This window comes from Streptomyces sp. NPDC051738, assembly GCF_044453205.1.
Taxonomy (GTDB): Bacteria; Actinomycetota; Actinomycetes; order Streptomycetales; family Streptomycetaceae; genus Streptomyces.
This window is the reverse complement of record NZ_JBITCM010000006.1, coordinates 297,918-313,674: the sequence shown is the minus strand read 5'-3', so window position 1 is coordinate 313,674 and position 15,757 is coordinate 297,918. Positions and strand designations below refer to the sequence as shown.

12 protein-coding genes are annotated in these 15,757 nt (G+C 69.5%); 10 read left to right on the top strand and 2 right to left on the bottom strand.

The features are described 5' to 3' along the window. Positions 1 to 206: 206 nt before the first annotated feature. Complete coding sequence (locus tag ACIA8X_RS16920) at positions 207 to 1,535, bottom strand: radical SAM protein (RefSeq protein ID WP_393447825.1); 1,329 nt, start codon at positions 1,533 to 1,535, stop codon at positions 207 to 209. A 165-nt stretch (positions 1,536 to 1,700) separates the two neighbouring features. Next, positions 1,701 to 2,708 carry a hydroxyacid dehydrogenase gene (locus tag ACIA8X_RS16915; RefSeq protein ID WP_393447823.1) on the bottom strand — a complete coding sequence of 336 codons (1,008 nt, stop codon included), beginning with the start codon at positions 2,706 to 2,708 and terminating at the stop codon, positions 1,701 to 1,703. 103 nt (positions 2,709 to 2,811) lie between these two features. On the opposite strand from ACIA8X_RS16915, the gene ACIA8X_RS16910 reads away from it, so the two are divergent. The 10 genes from ACIA8X_RS16910 (at position 2,812) to ACIA8X_RS16865 (ending at position 15,719) form a co-directional block, all read left to right on the top strand. Then, entirely contained in the window at positions 2,812 to 4,065 is a 1,254-nt protein-coding gene (locus ACIA8X_RS16910; RefSeq protein ID WP_393447821.1) for an FAD-binding protein, read from the top strand. A gap of 156 nt (positions 4,066 to 4,221) precedes the next feature. Continuing rightward, a complete protein-coding gene (locus tag ACIA8X_RS16905) occupies positions 4,222 to 5,487 on the top strand; it encodes an ROK family protein (RefSeq protein WP_399458565.1) in 1,266 nt (421 codons plus the stop codon). Positions 5,488 to 5,694: 207 nt separating this feature from the next. After that, positions 5,695 to 6,951 (top strand): ABC transporter substrate-binding protein, encoded by a 1,257-nt coding sequence (locus ACIA8X_RS16900; RefSeq protein WP_393447817.1) that lies wholly within the window; start codon positions 5,695 to 5,697, stop codon positions 6,949 to 6,951. Between the two features lie 20 nt (positions 6,952 to 6,971). After that, a complete protein-coding gene (locus tag ACIA8X_RS16895; protein WP_399458564.1) occupies positions 6,972 to 7,937 on the top strand; it encodes a carbohydrate ABC transporter permease in 966 nt (321 codons plus the stop codon). After that, complete coding sequence (locus ACIA8X_RS16890) at positions 7,934 to 8,830, top strand: carbohydrate ABC transporter permease (RefSeq protein ID WP_393447813.1); 897 nt, start codon at positions 7,934 to 7,936, stop codon at positions 8,828 to 8,830. The genes ACIA8X_RS16895 and ACIA8X_RS16890 overlap by 4 nt, the downstream gene beginning before the upstream one ends. Positions 8,831 to 8,857: 27 nt before the next feature. Continuing rightward, a complete protein-coding gene (locus ACIA8X_RS16885) occupies positions 8,858 to 11,731 on the top strand; it encodes a glycoside hydrolase family 2 TIM barrel-domain containing protein (RefSeq protein ID WP_399458563.1) in 2,874 nt (957 codons plus the stop codon). A gap of 138 nt (positions 11,732 to 11,869) precedes the next feature. Further along, positions 11,870 to 12,877 carry an ATP-binding cassette domain-containing protein gene (locus ACIA8X_RS16880; protein ID WP_399458562.1) on the top strand — a complete coding sequence of 336 codons (1,008 nt, stop codon included), beginning with the start codon at positions 11,870 to 11,872 and terminating at the stop codon, positions 12,875 to 12,877. A 1-nt stretch (position 12,878) separates the two neighbouring features. Further along, positions 12,879 to 13,685: an ABC-2 family transporter protein gene (locus tag ACIA8X_RS16875; protein ID WP_399458561.1), complete on the top strand. Its 807-nt coding sequence runs from the start codon at positions 12,879 to 12,881 to the stop codon at positions 13,683 to 13,685. Position 13,686: 1 nt separating this feature from the next. Then, positions 13,687 to 14,502, top strand: a complete 816-nt coding sequence (locus tag ACIA8X_RS16870) for an ABC transporter permease (RefSeq protein ID WP_399458560.1) — start codon at positions 13,687 to 13,689, stop codon at positions 14,500 to 14,502. 134 nt (positions 14,503 to 14,636) lie between these two features. Next, entirely contained in the window at positions 14,637 to 15,719 is a 1,083-nt protein-coding gene (locus tag ACIA8X_RS16865) for an endo-1,4-beta-xylanase (RefSeq protein ID WP_393447803.1), read from the top strand. Positions 15,720 to 15,757: the final 38 nt, after the last annotated feature.

Below are 15,757 nucleotides of genomic sequence, written 5' to 3'. Positions count from 1 at the left end.
CCTGCATCCACATGCGAGGTCAACTCGCCATATTGGCAATGGAGTTGGGGGGAACCTCGCGGCAGGGCATGAGCCTTTCACGTCTTCAACACAACTGACAAGCGCTGTGTTCAGATGTCATGACAGACCGTCGCGTCCTCGCCACTCCAGCCACTTGTACGGATGCGAGCCCCTTCCGTCTCACCCGTGCCGTCAATCCTCCGGATTCAGTCCGCCTGTACCGCCGCGGACTCCTGCGCCGGAAGGCTGTCCATGAAGGAGCTGACCGAGAACACCGCGCGGCCGGGGCCGGGCTCGCCGTAGCCGGGGGGCGAGGACAGGCCGAACTCGTCCATGGTGGCGCGGTAGGACTCCAGCAGGCGGATGTGGTACTCCAGCGGCGCGCCCTGCGGGTTGGCCTTGCCCAGCGGGGTCGTCGGCTCGGGGCACCAGGTGGTGAAGCGGGGCGTGATGCCCTGGGACATGAAGAAGCGCAGCCCCTCGGTGGTGGACGCGATGGCCTCGTCGACGGTCGTGAAGCCGAACGGCTCCGCCATCTCCACGCCCGCCACGAAGTTGGGGATGACGTTGCGGGCGCCGAAGATCTCCGCCGAGTCGAGGATCCGCTTGTGCCACTCGTCGCGGCCGACGTAGCGCTCCTTGCCCGGGCAGTACATCTTGAAGAGGTACTCGTCCCACACCTCGTAGTTGGGGTGGTAGATCTGCACGCCGTAGTCCTTGAACCGCTGCACGTCGTCGCGCGGCAGCGCCTGGGCGACGACCTTGCCGATCCAGCGGCCCGGGAAGCGCTCCTCGATGGCCTTGGCGTAGTGGCCGTAGAAGTCGGCCTCGTCGCGCCCGGAGACCGTCTTGGTGATGGCACCGCCGGTGAGGGTGTAGGCGGTGGATGCCTTCGCCGTGTCGTACCGGTCGATGATCTCCAGGGCCTCCAGGACCTCCTCGACGTCCTTGACACCGGTGTACGGCCGGCCGGCCGCCTTGTGCTGGCGCCAGTTGTGGTTGATGTCGCAGTACTGGCACTCCTCCTTGGCACCGAAGTACTGGCAGACCCGGAAGACAGTGAGGTAGATCAGGTAGCCCCACTGGATGGTCGGGGCGACCTCCATGACCGACTTCCCGTTGGAGAGGGTGTGCCGGTAGTACTCCGGCATCGGCGGCACACCGACGTCGGCGATCCGCTTGCCGTCGAGGTAGAGGCCGAGGACGCCGTCGTCATCGGCGGCGACGCGATACGGGGACGACGGGTTCACCCGCACCGAGACGACGGTGCGCCGCAGGTCGTACGGCCCGCCGGTCAGGATGATCTCCTCCGGCGGTCGCCGCAGCGCGGCCTCGCCCAGCTCGGGCAGGGTGCCGTGGTCGAAGGAGAAGATGAAGTACGACTTCGGCTTGACCTCGCCGTCCTCGTTGTCACTGAGGGCAGATGGATCGAAGGCCACCCCACCCCGGAGCAGATCCTCCTTGAAGACGGCTTCCCGCGGTACGTGCGGGAATCGCTCCATCAGATCCTCGACCAGTGCGGTGCGGCTGCCCATCCGTAATCTCCTCCCGGCTCAGGCGTACGACTCCTCACGGTATGCCCCCGCCCCGGCGTGAGCGGCGCCGGGTCCCCCTCGGGGGCGCTCGTGGCGCCGAGGGGCCATCGAGCAGGGCCCCGTGAAGAGGCGTGAAGAGCGGCTACCCCAACCGTTCCCCGCCCCTCACGCCTCCCTCTCCAACGCCGCGGGGTTCACCGCGTACGCCACCTCCCCACCCGCCCCCAGCCGTTCCGCCTCCTCCACCACCGCGAGCCCCAGGCGGGCCGCCTCATTGCCCTGGGAGCCCGCCAGATGCGGGGTGATGAAGGCGCCCGGCAGGTCGTACAGGGGGGAGTCGGCGGGCAGGGGCTCGGGGTCGGTGACGTCGAGGATCGCGGAGAGGCGGTCGGCGCGGAGCTCGGCGATCAGGGCGTCGTGGTCGAGCAGGCCGCCGCGTGCGGTGTTGATCAGGACCGCCCCGTCGGGCATCAGGGCCAGCTCGCGGGTGCCGATGAGGTGGCGGGTCTCCGGGGTCTCGGGGGCGTGGATCGTCACGATGTCCGAGGTGCGCAGGAGGTCGTCCAGCGGGAGGAGCGGTACGCCGAGTGCGGCGGCGCCCGCCTCGTCGACGTACGGGTCGGTCAGGCCGACGACCAGGTCGAAGGGGCGCAGCAGCTCGATCACCTTGCGGCCGATGCGCGAGGCCCCGATCACGCCGACCCGGCGGCCGTGGTTGCCGATGCCGGGGACGAGGCCCCAGCCGGGGAAGGTGCGCTCGGTGCGCAGGCGGTCGCGAGCCGCGAAGAGGTCCTTCCCGGCGAGCAGGATCATGGCGAGCGTGTACTCGGCGACGGGCACGGCGTTGGCCACCGCCGCCGAGCTGACCGCGATGCCGCGCCGCCACAGCTCGGGCGTGGCGAGGCCCTTGACCGAGCCGGCCGAGTGCAGGACCGCCCGCAGCTTAGGGGCGGCGTCGAGGACGGAGGCGTCGAGGCGGGGGCAGCCCCAGCCGGTGACCAGGATCTCGGTGCGGGCGAGGGCGCCCGCGAGGCGGGGGTCCGTGAAGTCCTCGGCCACCAGGTCGGGGTCGATGTCCACCAGCGTCCGCAGCCGTGCCAGCACCTCCGGCGGGAAGACCTGCGGCACGTTCTCGGCGGACATGGCGAACAGGGCGTACGGCCGCTGGGTCAAGGGCGTGGCCTCCGGCTCCGCGAGGTGAGAAAGCGGTCTCTACCGTAGGCAGCCGCAGATGAGAGGGTCAACGCACAGGCACTCACCTTGAAGGACGGCAAGGATGACCGAGACGATCACCAACTGGGCGGGCAACATCACCTACTCCGCCAAGGAGTTGCACCGGCCGTACTCGCTCGACGCGATCCGCGCCCTGGTGGCCGGGAGCGAGCGGGTCCGGGTGCTGGGCAGCGGGCACTCCTTCAACGAGATCGCCGACCCGGGCCCCGAGGGCGTCCTGCTGTCGATCGCCGCCCTGCCGCCGGCGATCGAAGTGGACCGCGAGGCCCGTACGGTACGGGTGTCGGGCGGCGTACGGTACGCCGAACTCGCCCGCGCGGTGTACGCGCACGGCCTCGCGCTGCCCAACATGGCTTCCCTGCCGCACATTTCGGTGGCCGGCTCGGTCGCCACCGGCACCCACGGCTCAGGGGTCGGCAACGGCTCGCTGGCCACGTCCGTGCGGGAGGTGGAGCTGGTCACGGCGGACGGCTCGGTGGTGACCGTCGGCCGGGAGGACCCGCGGTTCGGCGGTGCCGTCACCTCGCTGGGCGCCCTCGGTGTCGTCACGGCACTCACCCTCGACCTGGAGCCGTCCTTCGACGTCGAGCAGCACCTCTTCACCGAACTGCCGCTGGACGGGCTGGACTTGGCGACGTTCGACACGGTGATGGCGTCCGCGTACAGCGTCAGCCTCTTCACCGACTGGCGCGAACCCGGCTTCCGGCAGGTGTGGCTCAAGCGGCGCACCGACCAGCCGCTGCCCGACTTCCCGTGGGCCGCGCCCGCCACCGAGAAGCTGCACCCGGTGCCGGGGATGCCCGCGGTCAACTGCACCGAGCAGTTCGGGGCGCCGGGGCCGTGGCACCAGCGACTGCCGCACTTCCGGGCGGAGTTCACGCCGAGCAGCGGGGCCGAGCTGCAGTCGGAGTATCTGCTGGCGAGCCGGTACGCCGTCGACGCACTGCGGGCCGTCGACGGGATCCGGGCGACGGTCGCCCCCGTGCTGCAGACCTGCGAGGTGCGCCGGGTCGCCGCCGATGAGCAGTGGCTCAGCCCCTCCTACGGGCGGGACACCGTGGCGCTGCACTTCACCTGGATCGAGGACACCGCGGCCGTCCTGCCGGTGGTGCGGCGGCTGGAGGAGGCGCTGGACGCCTTCGCGCCGCGGCCCCACTGGGGGAAGGTGTTCGCGGTGCCGGCGGAGGTGCTGCGCGGGCGGTACCCGCGGCTGGCCGACTTCCGGGCGCTGGCGCGGGAACTGGACCCGGCGGGGAAGTTCGCCAACGCGTTTGTGCGAGACGTCCTCGACGGCTGATACTTGCCAGTACCCGCACACCGGGCCCTTCCAGCGGAAAGACTTTCTACAGCCCCTTTCCTAACCCCTTGTCGAAAGTCGGCGCACGCCATAGCCTTGCGCCTCGCCGGTGCCGACGTCGACCCGGCCTGAACCGAAGGGACGGGGGCACGCCCGGTGAAGCGCACATCACGTGACATCCGCACCGCGAACCGCTACGAGGTGCTGCGCCAGATCATCGCCACGTCGCCCACCTCCCGGCAGGAGCTGGCGGGCGCCACCGGCCTCAGTCTCGCCACGGTCGCCACCCTCGTGGGCGAGCTGCTCGACCTCCGGATGATCACGGAGGTCGGGTTCGAGGACTCGGCCGGGGGCCGCCCGCGGGGGCTCGTGGCCGTCAACGCGTCCGGCGGCGCGCTGATCGGCGTCGACATCGCGGAGACGTACGTACGGGTCGAGCTGTTCGATCTCGCGCTGAACGTCCTGGCCCGCGCCGACGAGGACATGCGCCCCGGCGAGAGCCGCCCCGAGCAGGTCGTCGGCCATGTCGCCGCCGCCGTCGGATCGGTGGTCGCGCAGGCCGGCGTGGAGGGCGCCCGGGTGCTCGGCGTCGGGGTGAGCGTGCCGGGGCAGGTGGACCGGGACACCGGCGTCTCCGAGTACGCGCCCAACTGGGACTGGCACGACGTGCCGCTGCTCGCCCTGCTCGCCGAGCACATCGCCTACCCCCTCTACATGGACAACCCGTTGCGCGCCAGCGCGGTGGCCGAGCTGTGGTTCGGTGCCGTGCGCGGCAGCGGGGACGCCGTGGTGGTCAACCTCGGCACCGGTGTGGGCGCCGGGCTCGTACTCGGCGGCGGGCTGCACCGGGGGGTGAGCAACAGCGCCGGCGAATGGGGCCACACGACGCTCGTGCTGGACGGGAGGCCGTGCCACTGCGGGAACCACGGCTGCGTGGAGACGTATGTCGGGGCGCCCGGGATCATGGTGAACCTTCGGGAGCTGGCCGCCGACAGCGCCCTGCTGCACCCGGAGGACCAGACGGCCACGATCGACGCCCTGGCCCGTGGGGTCGCCGCGCACGACCCGGTGGCGCTCAAGGTGGTCCAGGACACCGCCCGCTATCTCGGCGCCGGCATCGCCGACCTGGTGAACCTGTTCAACCCCGAAGTCGTCGTGCTGAGCAGCTGGGTCGCCGCGACCCTCGGCGAACCGCTGCTGCACGAGGTGCGCGAGGCCGTCGCCCGGCACGCGCTCAGGCGGCCCCTGGCCGCCACCCGGATCGTTCTCTCCCCCATCCCGACGGATCCGGTGTGCCTGGGCGCGGCGACGTTCGCGTTGGAAGGGGCCCTGCAGTCGGTGGGCCAGAAAGCCTCGCCCGTGGGGCACAGGACGGTGAAACGCACCGCCCACGCAAGGAGTCGTACCGCACCACCTGCATGACGACGGGCAGGTACGTGGCTCCGTAACGTCCGGTATTCCGAACGTTGCACAACGCTTCGTGCAGGCTTCGTCCAACCCCTTGCCGAAGCCTTAGCCGAAGGTTAACGTCCCGCACCGCAACCCCTTTTGAGCCACCTGGCGCTGAGCCGCTCCAGCCACAGGCACGGGCGCAGAGCCGCAAGCCGTACTCGAGACAAGGACGTCAGCATGTCGGCATTGAGCAACAGCAACTGGGACCGCCGAAACGTACTGCGGGCCGCGATGGGCCTGGCGGCCGCGGGCGGACTGGCCGCGTGCGGCGGCAACACCGGCCGGAGCAGTTCCGGCGACAGCCTGGTGCAGATGTTCCACGCGTACGGCGAGGCGGGCACCGAGCAGGCCATCAAGCGGTACGCGAAGGCCTACAAGGGCGCCAACGTGACCACGCAGTGGATCACCAGCGCGGACTTCGAGAGCAAGCTCTTCTCGGCCCTGCTCACCGACAACGCGCCGGACCTCTTCGAGTTCCACCCGCAGATCCAGATGGTCAAGAGCGGCCAGGTGGCGGACCTGACCGACATCGTCGAGCCGGTCAAGGACGACTTCAACCCGGCCGACATCAAGTCGCACACGGTCGACGGGAAGATATACGGCGTCCGGATGATCGACGACCCGCAGTTCTTCTTCTACCGCAGGTCGATGCTGGAGAAGGCCAAGGTCGAGGTGCCGACCACGCTCGACGAGCTGATCGAGGCCGCCGCCAAGCTGACCACCAGCAAGGTCAAGGGCCTGTACATGGGCAACGACCTGCACAACGTCATCAACCCCATGATCTGGTCGGCGGGCGCCGACACCCTCAACGAGAAGAACGAGATCGCTTACCACACGGACGGCGTCGTCGAGGGCATCAAGAAGATGCGCCGACTGTTCACCAGCGGCGACCTACTCCTCGGCGCCCCGACCGAGTCCTGGGACCCGTCCTCGCTCAACCAGGGCCTGTGTGCCATCCAGTTCTGCGGCATGTGGGCCATGCCGCAGATCCAGGACGCGCTCGGCGACGACTGGGGCGTCTTCCCCTTCCCGAAGACCGTCGACTCCGGCAAGCAGTCGGTCTACAACGGCGGCTGGTCGATGTTCGTCAACGCCAAGAGCAAGAACGCCGACGCGGCCAAGGAGTTCGTGAAGTGGCTGTGGATCGACCAGAAGGAGTACCAGGAGGACTGGGCCACCTCCTACGGCTTCCACATCCCGCCGCGCATCTCCCTCGCCAAGGAAGCCGACAAGCTCAAGTCGGGCAACGCCGCTGAGGGCGTCAAGCTCTTCAACGAGTTCGGTCACTTCGACAACATCGGCTGGACCCAGGCCATGATCACCGCCCTGGAGGACGTCTTCGCCAACTCCGTCCGCAAGGACATGGACCCGGAGAAGGCGCTCGCCAAGGCCGACACAGCCGTCAACCGCGAGCTCAAGAAGCTGTTCGGATAGGCCGCGGGACGGACCACGACATGTCGACGACCAGCAAGCTCGACCTCGCGAGCCCCGCCCCGGCGAAGGCCTCACCGGCCAAGCCGCGGCGGGGTCTGCGGGGCAGCCCAACCTTCGCCTTCTGGCTCTTCACCGGGCCGTTCCTGATCGGTCTGGCGATCTTCGTCTACACGCCCATCCTCTGGAGCCTCTGGCTCAGCTTCTTCGAGGCCCGCTTCACCGTCACGCCGGACAAGTTCATCGGCTTCGACAACTACAAGTACATGCTGACGAACGACGACTTCGTCGGCTCGCTCGGCACCTTCACCGTCTTCGCCGCGTTCATCGTGCCCACCACCTGGGCACTGTCGCTGGGCCTCGCCCTGCTGGTGAACCGGCTCCGGTTCATGCGGGCGTTCTTCCGCTCGGTCTTCTTCCTGCCGACCGCGGTCAGCTATGTCGCCGCTGCGCTCATCTGGAAGATGTCCATCTTCAGCGGGGTCCGCTTCGGCCTGATGAACACGGTCCTCAGCTGGTTCGGCGTCGAGAACATCGCCTGGCTGATCGACCCCAACCCGCCCTGGTACTGGCTGGTCATCGTGACCGCCCGGCTGTGGCTGCAGTCCGGGTTCTACATGATCCTCTTCATCGCGGCGCTGCAGAACATCCCGGACGAGCTGTACGAGGCCGCCGCCATCGACGGCGCCAAGTCGGGCTGGCAGACCTTCCGGTACATCACCCTGCCCCAGCTGCGTACCACGTCCACCGCGGTGATCCTGCTGCTGCTCATCGCCGCCTACCAGGCCTTCGACGAGTTCTTCAACCTGCTGTCGAAGACCACCTGGGGCCGCCCGCCCCTCGTCGAGCTGTACTACAAGGCCCTGGGCGAGAGCCAGGACTACGGCGCCGGCAGCGCGGGCGCACTCATCCTGACCGTGCTGATCTGTGCCGTGACCCTGCTCCAGGGCAAGATCATGGGCTTCGGAAGGGGTGACGAGTCCAAGTGACCACCACCATGCCCAAGGTGCGGAAGTCCGCGCCGACGTCGGACACACCCAGCCGCGCCAGGCGCGGTGGCGGCGTGATGAGCTCCACCGGCCTCTACATCGCCACGGGCGTCGCCGCCTTCCTCTTCCTGATCCCGTTCTACATCCTCGTCCGCAACGCCCTCTCCACCGACGCCGAGATCACCGGAGAGAACTGGAAGATCTTCCCCACGGACATCCAGTGGGGCAACATCAGCGAGCTCTTCAGCGACGGGACGGTCCCCTTCGCCCAGTCCCTGTGGAACTCGGCGGTCGTGGCCACCCTGCACACCGTCGGCGTCCTGCTGGTGTGCTCCCTCGCGGGCTACGGTCTGGCCCGCATCCCGTACAAGCACGCCAACAAGGTGTTCTACGCCGTCCTGGGAACCCTGATGGTCCCGACCGCGGTCACCTTCGTGCCGAGCTTCGTGCTGGTCTCCTCGCTCGGCTGGGTGGACACCTACCGGGGTCTCATCATTCCGGGCCTGTTCAGTGGTTTCACCTGCTTCCTCTTTCGGCAGTACTTCCTGGGATTCCCCAAGGAACTGGAGGAGGCGGCGCGCATGGACGGGCTGGGCTACTGGGGCGCGTACTGGCGTGTCGTCGTACCCAACTCGCTGAACTTCTTCGCTGCCATGGCGACCATCACCTTCATCAACGGCTGGAACGCCTTCCTGTGGCCGCTGGTCATCGGCCAGGACCCGAGTTCGTGGACCGTCCAGGTCGCGCTCTCCAGTTACATGACCAACCAGACCGTCGTCTTCCATCTGATCTTCATGGCGACGGCCGTTTCCATCCTGCCCCTGGTGTTCGTGTTCCTCTTCCTCCAGCGCTGGCTGGTGCAGGGGATCGCACAGACCGGCATCAAGGGCTGACGCCTTCTTCTCACGAGCTGGAGACCGATGTCTTTCCGCACCACCCCCTCCGTCGACTACGTCGAGGACGTCTCCCCGGGCCGCGGGGCCCTGCCGCCCCGCGCCTGGTACGCCTCCTCGGACGCGAAGTCCCTGTCACTCAACGGCAGCTGGCGCTTCCGGCTGTCGGCCACCGCCGACGCCCAGGACGACTCGTTCGCCGACGAGGGCTACGACGCCGGGGACTGGGCCGAGGTCACGGTCCCCGGCCACTGGGTCCTGCAGGGCGACGGCGCGTTCGGTTCGCCCATCTACACCAACCATCTCTACCCCTTCCCGGTGGACCCGCCGCACGTCCCGACCGAGAACCCGACCGGCGACCATGTGCGGGTCTTCGACCTGCCCGACGAGTGGCCCGCCGACGGCGATGCCGTCCTGCGCTTCGACGGCGTCGAGTCCTGCGCCCGCGTCTGGCTGAACGGCACGGACATCGGCGAGTTCAAGGGCTCCCGGCTGCCGCACGAGTTCGCGGTGGGGCACCTGCTGAAGCCGGCCGGCAACGTGCTCGCCGTCCGGGTGCACCAGTGGTCGGCGGGCTCCTATCTGGAGGACCAGGACCAGTGGTGGCTGCCCGGCATCTTCCGTGACGTCACCCTGCTGCACCGTCCGGCGGGCAGCGCGGGCGACTTCTTCGTGCACGCCTCCTACGACCACAGCACGGGCGAGGGCACCCTGCGCGTCGACTCCGACGTCGACGGGCGGGTGTCCGTGCCCGCCCTCGACATCGATGTCGCGACCGGTGAGTCGGTGACGGTCGCGGTCGAGCCGTGGTCGGCCGAGGCCCCGAAGCTGTACGACGGTGAGCTGGTCACCGAGGGCGAGCGGGTTCCGCTGCGCATCGGCTTCCGTACCGTCGTCCTCGAGGACGGCCTGGTCAAGGTCAACGGCAGGGCGGTCCTCTTCAAGGGCGTCAACCGGCACGAGTGGCACCCCGAGAAGGGCCGCGCCCTCGACCTGGAGACCATGCGCGAGGACGTGCTGCTGATGAAGCGGCACAACCTCAACGCGGTGCGCACCTCGCACTACCCGCCGCACCCGGCCTTCCTCGATCTGTGCGACGAGTACGGCCTGTGGGTCATCGACGAGTGCGACCTGGAGACCCACGGCTTCACCGAGCAGGCCTGGCGCGACAACCCCGTCGACGACGACCGCTGGACGCCGGCCCTGCTGGACCGCGCCGCCCGCATGGTCGAGCGCGACAAGAACCACCCGTCGATCGTCTTCTGGTCCCTCGGCAACGAGGCCGGCACCGGACGCGGGCTGACCGCCATGGCCGAGTGGATCCACGGCCGGGACTCCTCGCGCCTGGTGCACTACGAGGGCGACTGGGACTGCCGGGACACCGACGTGTACTCGCGGATGTACGCCTCCCACGAGGAGGTCGAGCGGATCGGGCAGAACCTGGACGGCGGCACGCACAAGAGGCGTGAGCTCCCGTTCATCCAGTGCGAGTACGGGCACGCGATGGGCAACGGACCGGGCGGGATCGCGGACTACCAGCAGATCTTCGAGCGGTACGAGCGGCTCCAGGGCGGCTTCATCTGGGAGTGGATCGACCACGGCGTCAAGCACGCCGAGCTGGGCTACGCCTACGGCGGCGACTTCGGCGAGGAGCTGCACGACGGCAACTTCGTCTGCGACGGCCTGATCTTCCCTGACCGGACGCCGTCGCCGGGGCTCGTCGAGTACAAGAAGGTGATCGAGCCGGTCCGTATCGAGGGTGACGGCGCGGACGGCACGGTGCGCGTGACGAACGCCTACGACTTCGGCGATCTCTCCCACCTTCAGTTCGAGTTCTCCTACCAGGTGGACGGCTTCCCCACCGGCGCGCACACGCTCGCCGTGCCGCCGCTCGCGCCGGGTGAGTCGGCGGAGGTCAAGCTGCCGGCGTCCGCGCCCGACGGCAACGGCGACGAGGTCCAGTGGACGGTCCGCGCGCTGCTCGCCGAGGACACCCCCTGGGCGGGCAAGGGCCACGAGGTGGCGTGGGCACAGCGGACGGTCACGCCGCGCGCTCCCCTCCCGGCGGTCACCGGTGCCGGACCCACGGCCGACGGCGAGCGGATCACGCTCGGCCCGGCCACGTTCGACGCCCGCAGCGGTGCCCTGCGGTCCATCGGCGGGGTGGACGTCACCGGCCTGCGCCTGGACGTGTGGCGTGCCACCACCGACAACGACGAGGGCGCGTCCTGGCAGGACGACACCCGGTGGGGCGTGCTGTGGCGGCAGCTGGGCCTGCACCGTATGCGGCACCGGATCGAGGGCGTGGAGTCGGACGGCGACGCGCTGATCGTCCGGACCCGGGTGGCGCCCGCCGCCCGCGAGGTGGGCCTGCGCACCGTGTACCGGTGGACGTCCGACGGCACGCGACTGCGCCTCACCGTCTCGGTCGTCCCCGAGGGCGACTGGAAGGTGCCGCTGCCCCGGCTCGGCGTCCGCTTCGGGCTGCCGGCGCAGAGCACCGACTCCGCGGTCTGGTACGGCAGTGGCGGCGAGGCGTACCCGGACACCAGGGCCGCGGCGAAGCACCTCCAGTGGGACGCGGGCATCGACGAACTCCAGACGCCGTACGTCCGCCCGCAGGAGAACGGCGCCCGTGCCGACGTCCGCTGGGCGGAGCTCGGCGGGCTGCGGATCGACGGCGCCCCGGAGTTCTGGTTCAGCGCCCGCCGCTGGACCAACGAGCAGCTGGACGCCGCCCGGCACCTGACCGACCTCACGCCGGGCGACACGGTCTGGGTCAACCTCGACCACGGCCAGCACGGCATCGGCTCGCAGTCCTGCGGTCCGGGTCCGCTGCCGCAGTACTTCCTGAAGGCGGAGCCGACGGAGTTCTCGTTCGTGTTCTCGATCGCCGAGTGAGAAGCCGTGACCGGGCGATCATAAATCGATTGACCGATTGATCGACTTTCCGACACGGTCGGAGGGCCACCCAGCGGCCGGTCGGCAGTGATGCCGACCGGCCGCAACTTGCGTTCCCAGCAAAGGAGTTGATGTCGCTTGAATGGCAATATCGAGGTTCGTGGTCTGTCCCGAACCTTCCACACCACCGTCCGCCGCCCCGGCTTCGCCGGCGCGCTCCGCTCTCTGGTCAACCCGGAGAAGGTCGCCAAGCACGCCGTCTGTGACGTGACCTTCTCCGTCGCCCCCGGCGAACTCCTCGCCCTGCTCGGCCCGAACGGCGCCGGCAAGTCCACCACCATCAAGATGCTGACCGGCATCCTCACCCCCACGGCCGGCGAGGCCCGGGTCGCGGGTGTGGTGCCGTACGAGGAGCGCGAGCGCAACGCCCGCAACATCGGCACCGTGTTCGGGCAGCGCACCCAGCTGTGGTGGGACCTCCCGGTGCGGGAGTCGTTCGCGATCCTGCGCGACATCTACGAGGTGCCGAAGCCCGAACACGCCACGCGCCTGCAGGAGTTCGACGACCTCCTCGACCTCTCCTCCTTCTGGGACACCCGGGTCCGCCACCTCTCCCTCGGCCAGCGCGTCCGCTCCGATCTGGCCGCCGCGCTGCTGCACGACCCGCCGGTCGTCTTCCTCGACGAGCCGACCATCGGCATGGACGTGGTGGTGAAGGAGCAGGTGCGGGAGTTCCTGCGGCACCAGGTGGAGGAGCGCGGCCGTACGGTCCTGCTCACCACCCACGACATGACCGAGGTCGAGCGGCTCGCCGAGCGGGTCGTGCTGATCAACCACGGGCGGCTCGTCCTGGACGGCACCCTCGACGAGATCCGCCGCAAGTTCGGCTCGACCTGGCAGGTGCGCGTGACGCTGGCCGACCCGCACGCCGAGGTCGGCGCCCTGCCGGGCATCGCGCTGCTGCGACGGGAGGGTCCGCAGGCGGTCTTCGGACCGGACGGCGTCGACGCGCCGACCGTGCACCAGGCGCTCAAGCAGGTCATCGAGCGGTACGAGGTGACCGACCTCGCCCTCGACGAGGCGGACCTGGAGGACGTGATGCGGGCCGCGTACGTGCATGCCGAGTCGGTGGCGGAGGGAGCCTGAGATGGCCGCCGTTCTGCACGGCTGGCGCGCCGCCCGCGTCACGCCGCTCGGCGAGCTGCACACACCGCCCCGGATGACGGCCGTCCTGCTGCGACTGACCGTCCAGGTGGTCCTGGTTGCCTCGCTGTGGCGCGGCCTGTACGCCCAGACGGGCACCACCGCCGGACTGAGCCGCGATCAGGCGGTCACGTACGCCGTCATGGCCGTACTCGCCTCCCGCCTCCGCGAGTTGGACCAGTACGCGGGCCGGGACACGGTGCTGCAGCACATGCACTTCGGCACGATCGTCTACTGGTATCTGCGCCCGCTGCCGCCCCAGCGCTACTACGCCCTGCGCGCGCTCGGCGAGCAGTTGTACGGGCTGGCGTGGGCACTCGGCGGATACGCGGTGTGCCTCGCGGCGGGGGTGGTGGAACCCCCCGAGTCGGCGGCGGTGGCCGGGGTGTTCATGCTGAGCATGCTGCTCGGCCAGTGGGTCCTGTACTACGTCATGCTCGCCCTGGACCAGCTGTGCTTCTTCACCCTCCGCAACAACTCCGCGATGCTGATCCTGATCTTCGCGCAGAACCTGCTGTCCGGGGTGTACGCACCGCTGTGGTTCTTCCCGGACTGGTTCATCACGCTGAGCGGCTTCCTGCCGTTCCAGGCGACGCTGAGCGTGCCGCTGTCGATCTACGTCGGCCGTATCGAACTGTCCGACGCGGGCGCCCAGTTGGCGATTCAGGCCGCGTGGGTCGTCGTGCTGGCGCTGTTCACCCGGTGGGTGTGGCGGCGGGCCGCGCGGCGCGTGATCTCGCAGGGAGGCTGAGATGTCGTCGAAGACCGCGAAGTCCCTGCGCATCGTGTGGCGCATCTCGCTGCTCAACATCCGGGCCGCGATGGAGTACCGCGCGGAGTTCCTGCTGAACATCGCGATCGGCGCGATCTGGCAGGTGTCGGTGATCGTGTTCGCGACGGTGCTGCTGGCCCGGTTCACCGGGATGGGCGGCTGGGACAGCTCGGACGTCCTGCTCATCCCGGCGATCCGGATGCTCGCCCACGGTCTGTTCGTGCTCTTCCTGGGGCGGATGCACTTCATCGGCCGGCAGGTACAGGAGGGCAGGATCGACGTCTACCTCCTGCGCCCCATGCCGGTGTACCGCCAGGTCCAGCTCGCCTACTTCCCGACCAACGCGATCGGCGACCTGACGGTCGCGGCGGGCCTGATGGTGGGCGCGCTCAGCCGCAGTCACCTGGACTGGACGGCTGGCCGGATCTCGTATCTGATCGCCGCGATCATCGGCGGCATGCTGCTGGAGGCGGCCCTGTTCACCGCGATCGCCGGCGCCTGCCTGCGCTTCCCGGCGGCCGACTACTGGAGCCGCTGGCTGGAGGAACTGCTCGGCACGTTCGGCAGCTACCCGCTGAACGTCCTGCCCCGGGCGGTGGGCGGCTTCCTGACCTACGCCCTCCCACTCGCCTTCGTCGCGTACCTGCCGACCGCCGTACTGACCGGCCACGACCACGACATCGGCGTGCCGTACTGGCTGGCGGCGGCGTCTCCGCTGCTCGGCGTCGCCGGGTATCTGGCGTCGCGGGTGGTGTGGCGGTGGGCGTTGCGGCACTACACGGGGGTGAACGGGTGACCTGATCGGGCGGGCCGGGCGGCCGGGGCGGCTGCGCGGGAGGCGGGCGTCCCGCTGTCGGCAACCTTACGGGCGCCGGCGGCAACCAGGAAAGAACGCTCCCGCGCCCGCGTCCCCCCACCCCAGGAGGAGCCGTGTCCCCCACCCCCCGCACCCACCGCCGCCGACGCCTCTTGCGCCCGCTCCCCCTGGCCGCCGTGGGCGCCCTCCTCGCCACCGCGACCGTCGCCGTACCCCAGTTCACCCCGGACGCCTCGGCCGCGACGACCCTGCGCGGGTACGCGGACGGGCGCGGCGTGCGGATCGGGGCTGCGGTCGCCGACGGGCCGTTGCAGAGCGAGTCGGCGTACACCGCCGTCCTGGACCGGGAGTTCAACTCGGTGACGGCGGAGAACGCGATGAAGTGGGACGCGCTGGAGCCGAGCCGGAACAGCTACAACTGGGCGGCGGCAGACCGCCTGGTCAGCCACGCCGCCGCGCACAACCAGGGCGTACGGGGCCACACCCTCGTCTGGTACGCGCAGCTGCCGTCCTGGCTGAAGAACGGCAACTTCTCGGCGTCCGAGCTGAACACGCTCCTGAAGAAGCACATCGACACGACCGTCGGCCGCTACAAGGGGAAGATCTACGCCTGGGACGTCGTGAACGAGGCGTTCAACGAGGACGGCTCGATGCGCGGTTCGCTGTGGCAGGACAAGCTCGGCACCGGCCACATAGCCAACGCCCTGCGCTGGGCGCACGCGGCGGACCCGAACGCGAGGCTCTACATCAACGACTACAACATCGAGGCGGACAACGCGAAGAGCGACGCCCTGTACAACCTGGCGAAGCAACTCCTCGCCCAGGGCGTCCCGTTGCACGGCATCGGCTTCCAGTCGCACTTCGTCGTCGGCCAGCTGCCGTCCTCCATGAAGGCGAACCTCAAGCGCTTCTCCGACCTCGGCCTCGAGGTCTCCATCACCGAACTCGACGTCCGCATCCCCCTGCCCGCCTCCACCGCCGAACTCGCCCAGCAGTCCACCGACTACAAGACGGCGAGCGAGAACTGCCTGGGCGTACCACGCTGCGCCGGCGTCACCGTCTGGGGCCTCACGGACAAGTACTCATGGGTACCGGGAACCTTCAGCGGCTACGGGGCAGCACTGCCGTACAACGAGGGCTACGGCGCGAAGCCCGCCTACACCGGGCTGTCGAACGGGCTCAATCCGGCGGCCTGAGGGGGTGGTTCGGCGGCGCCCCCCGTCGCCTACCCGGG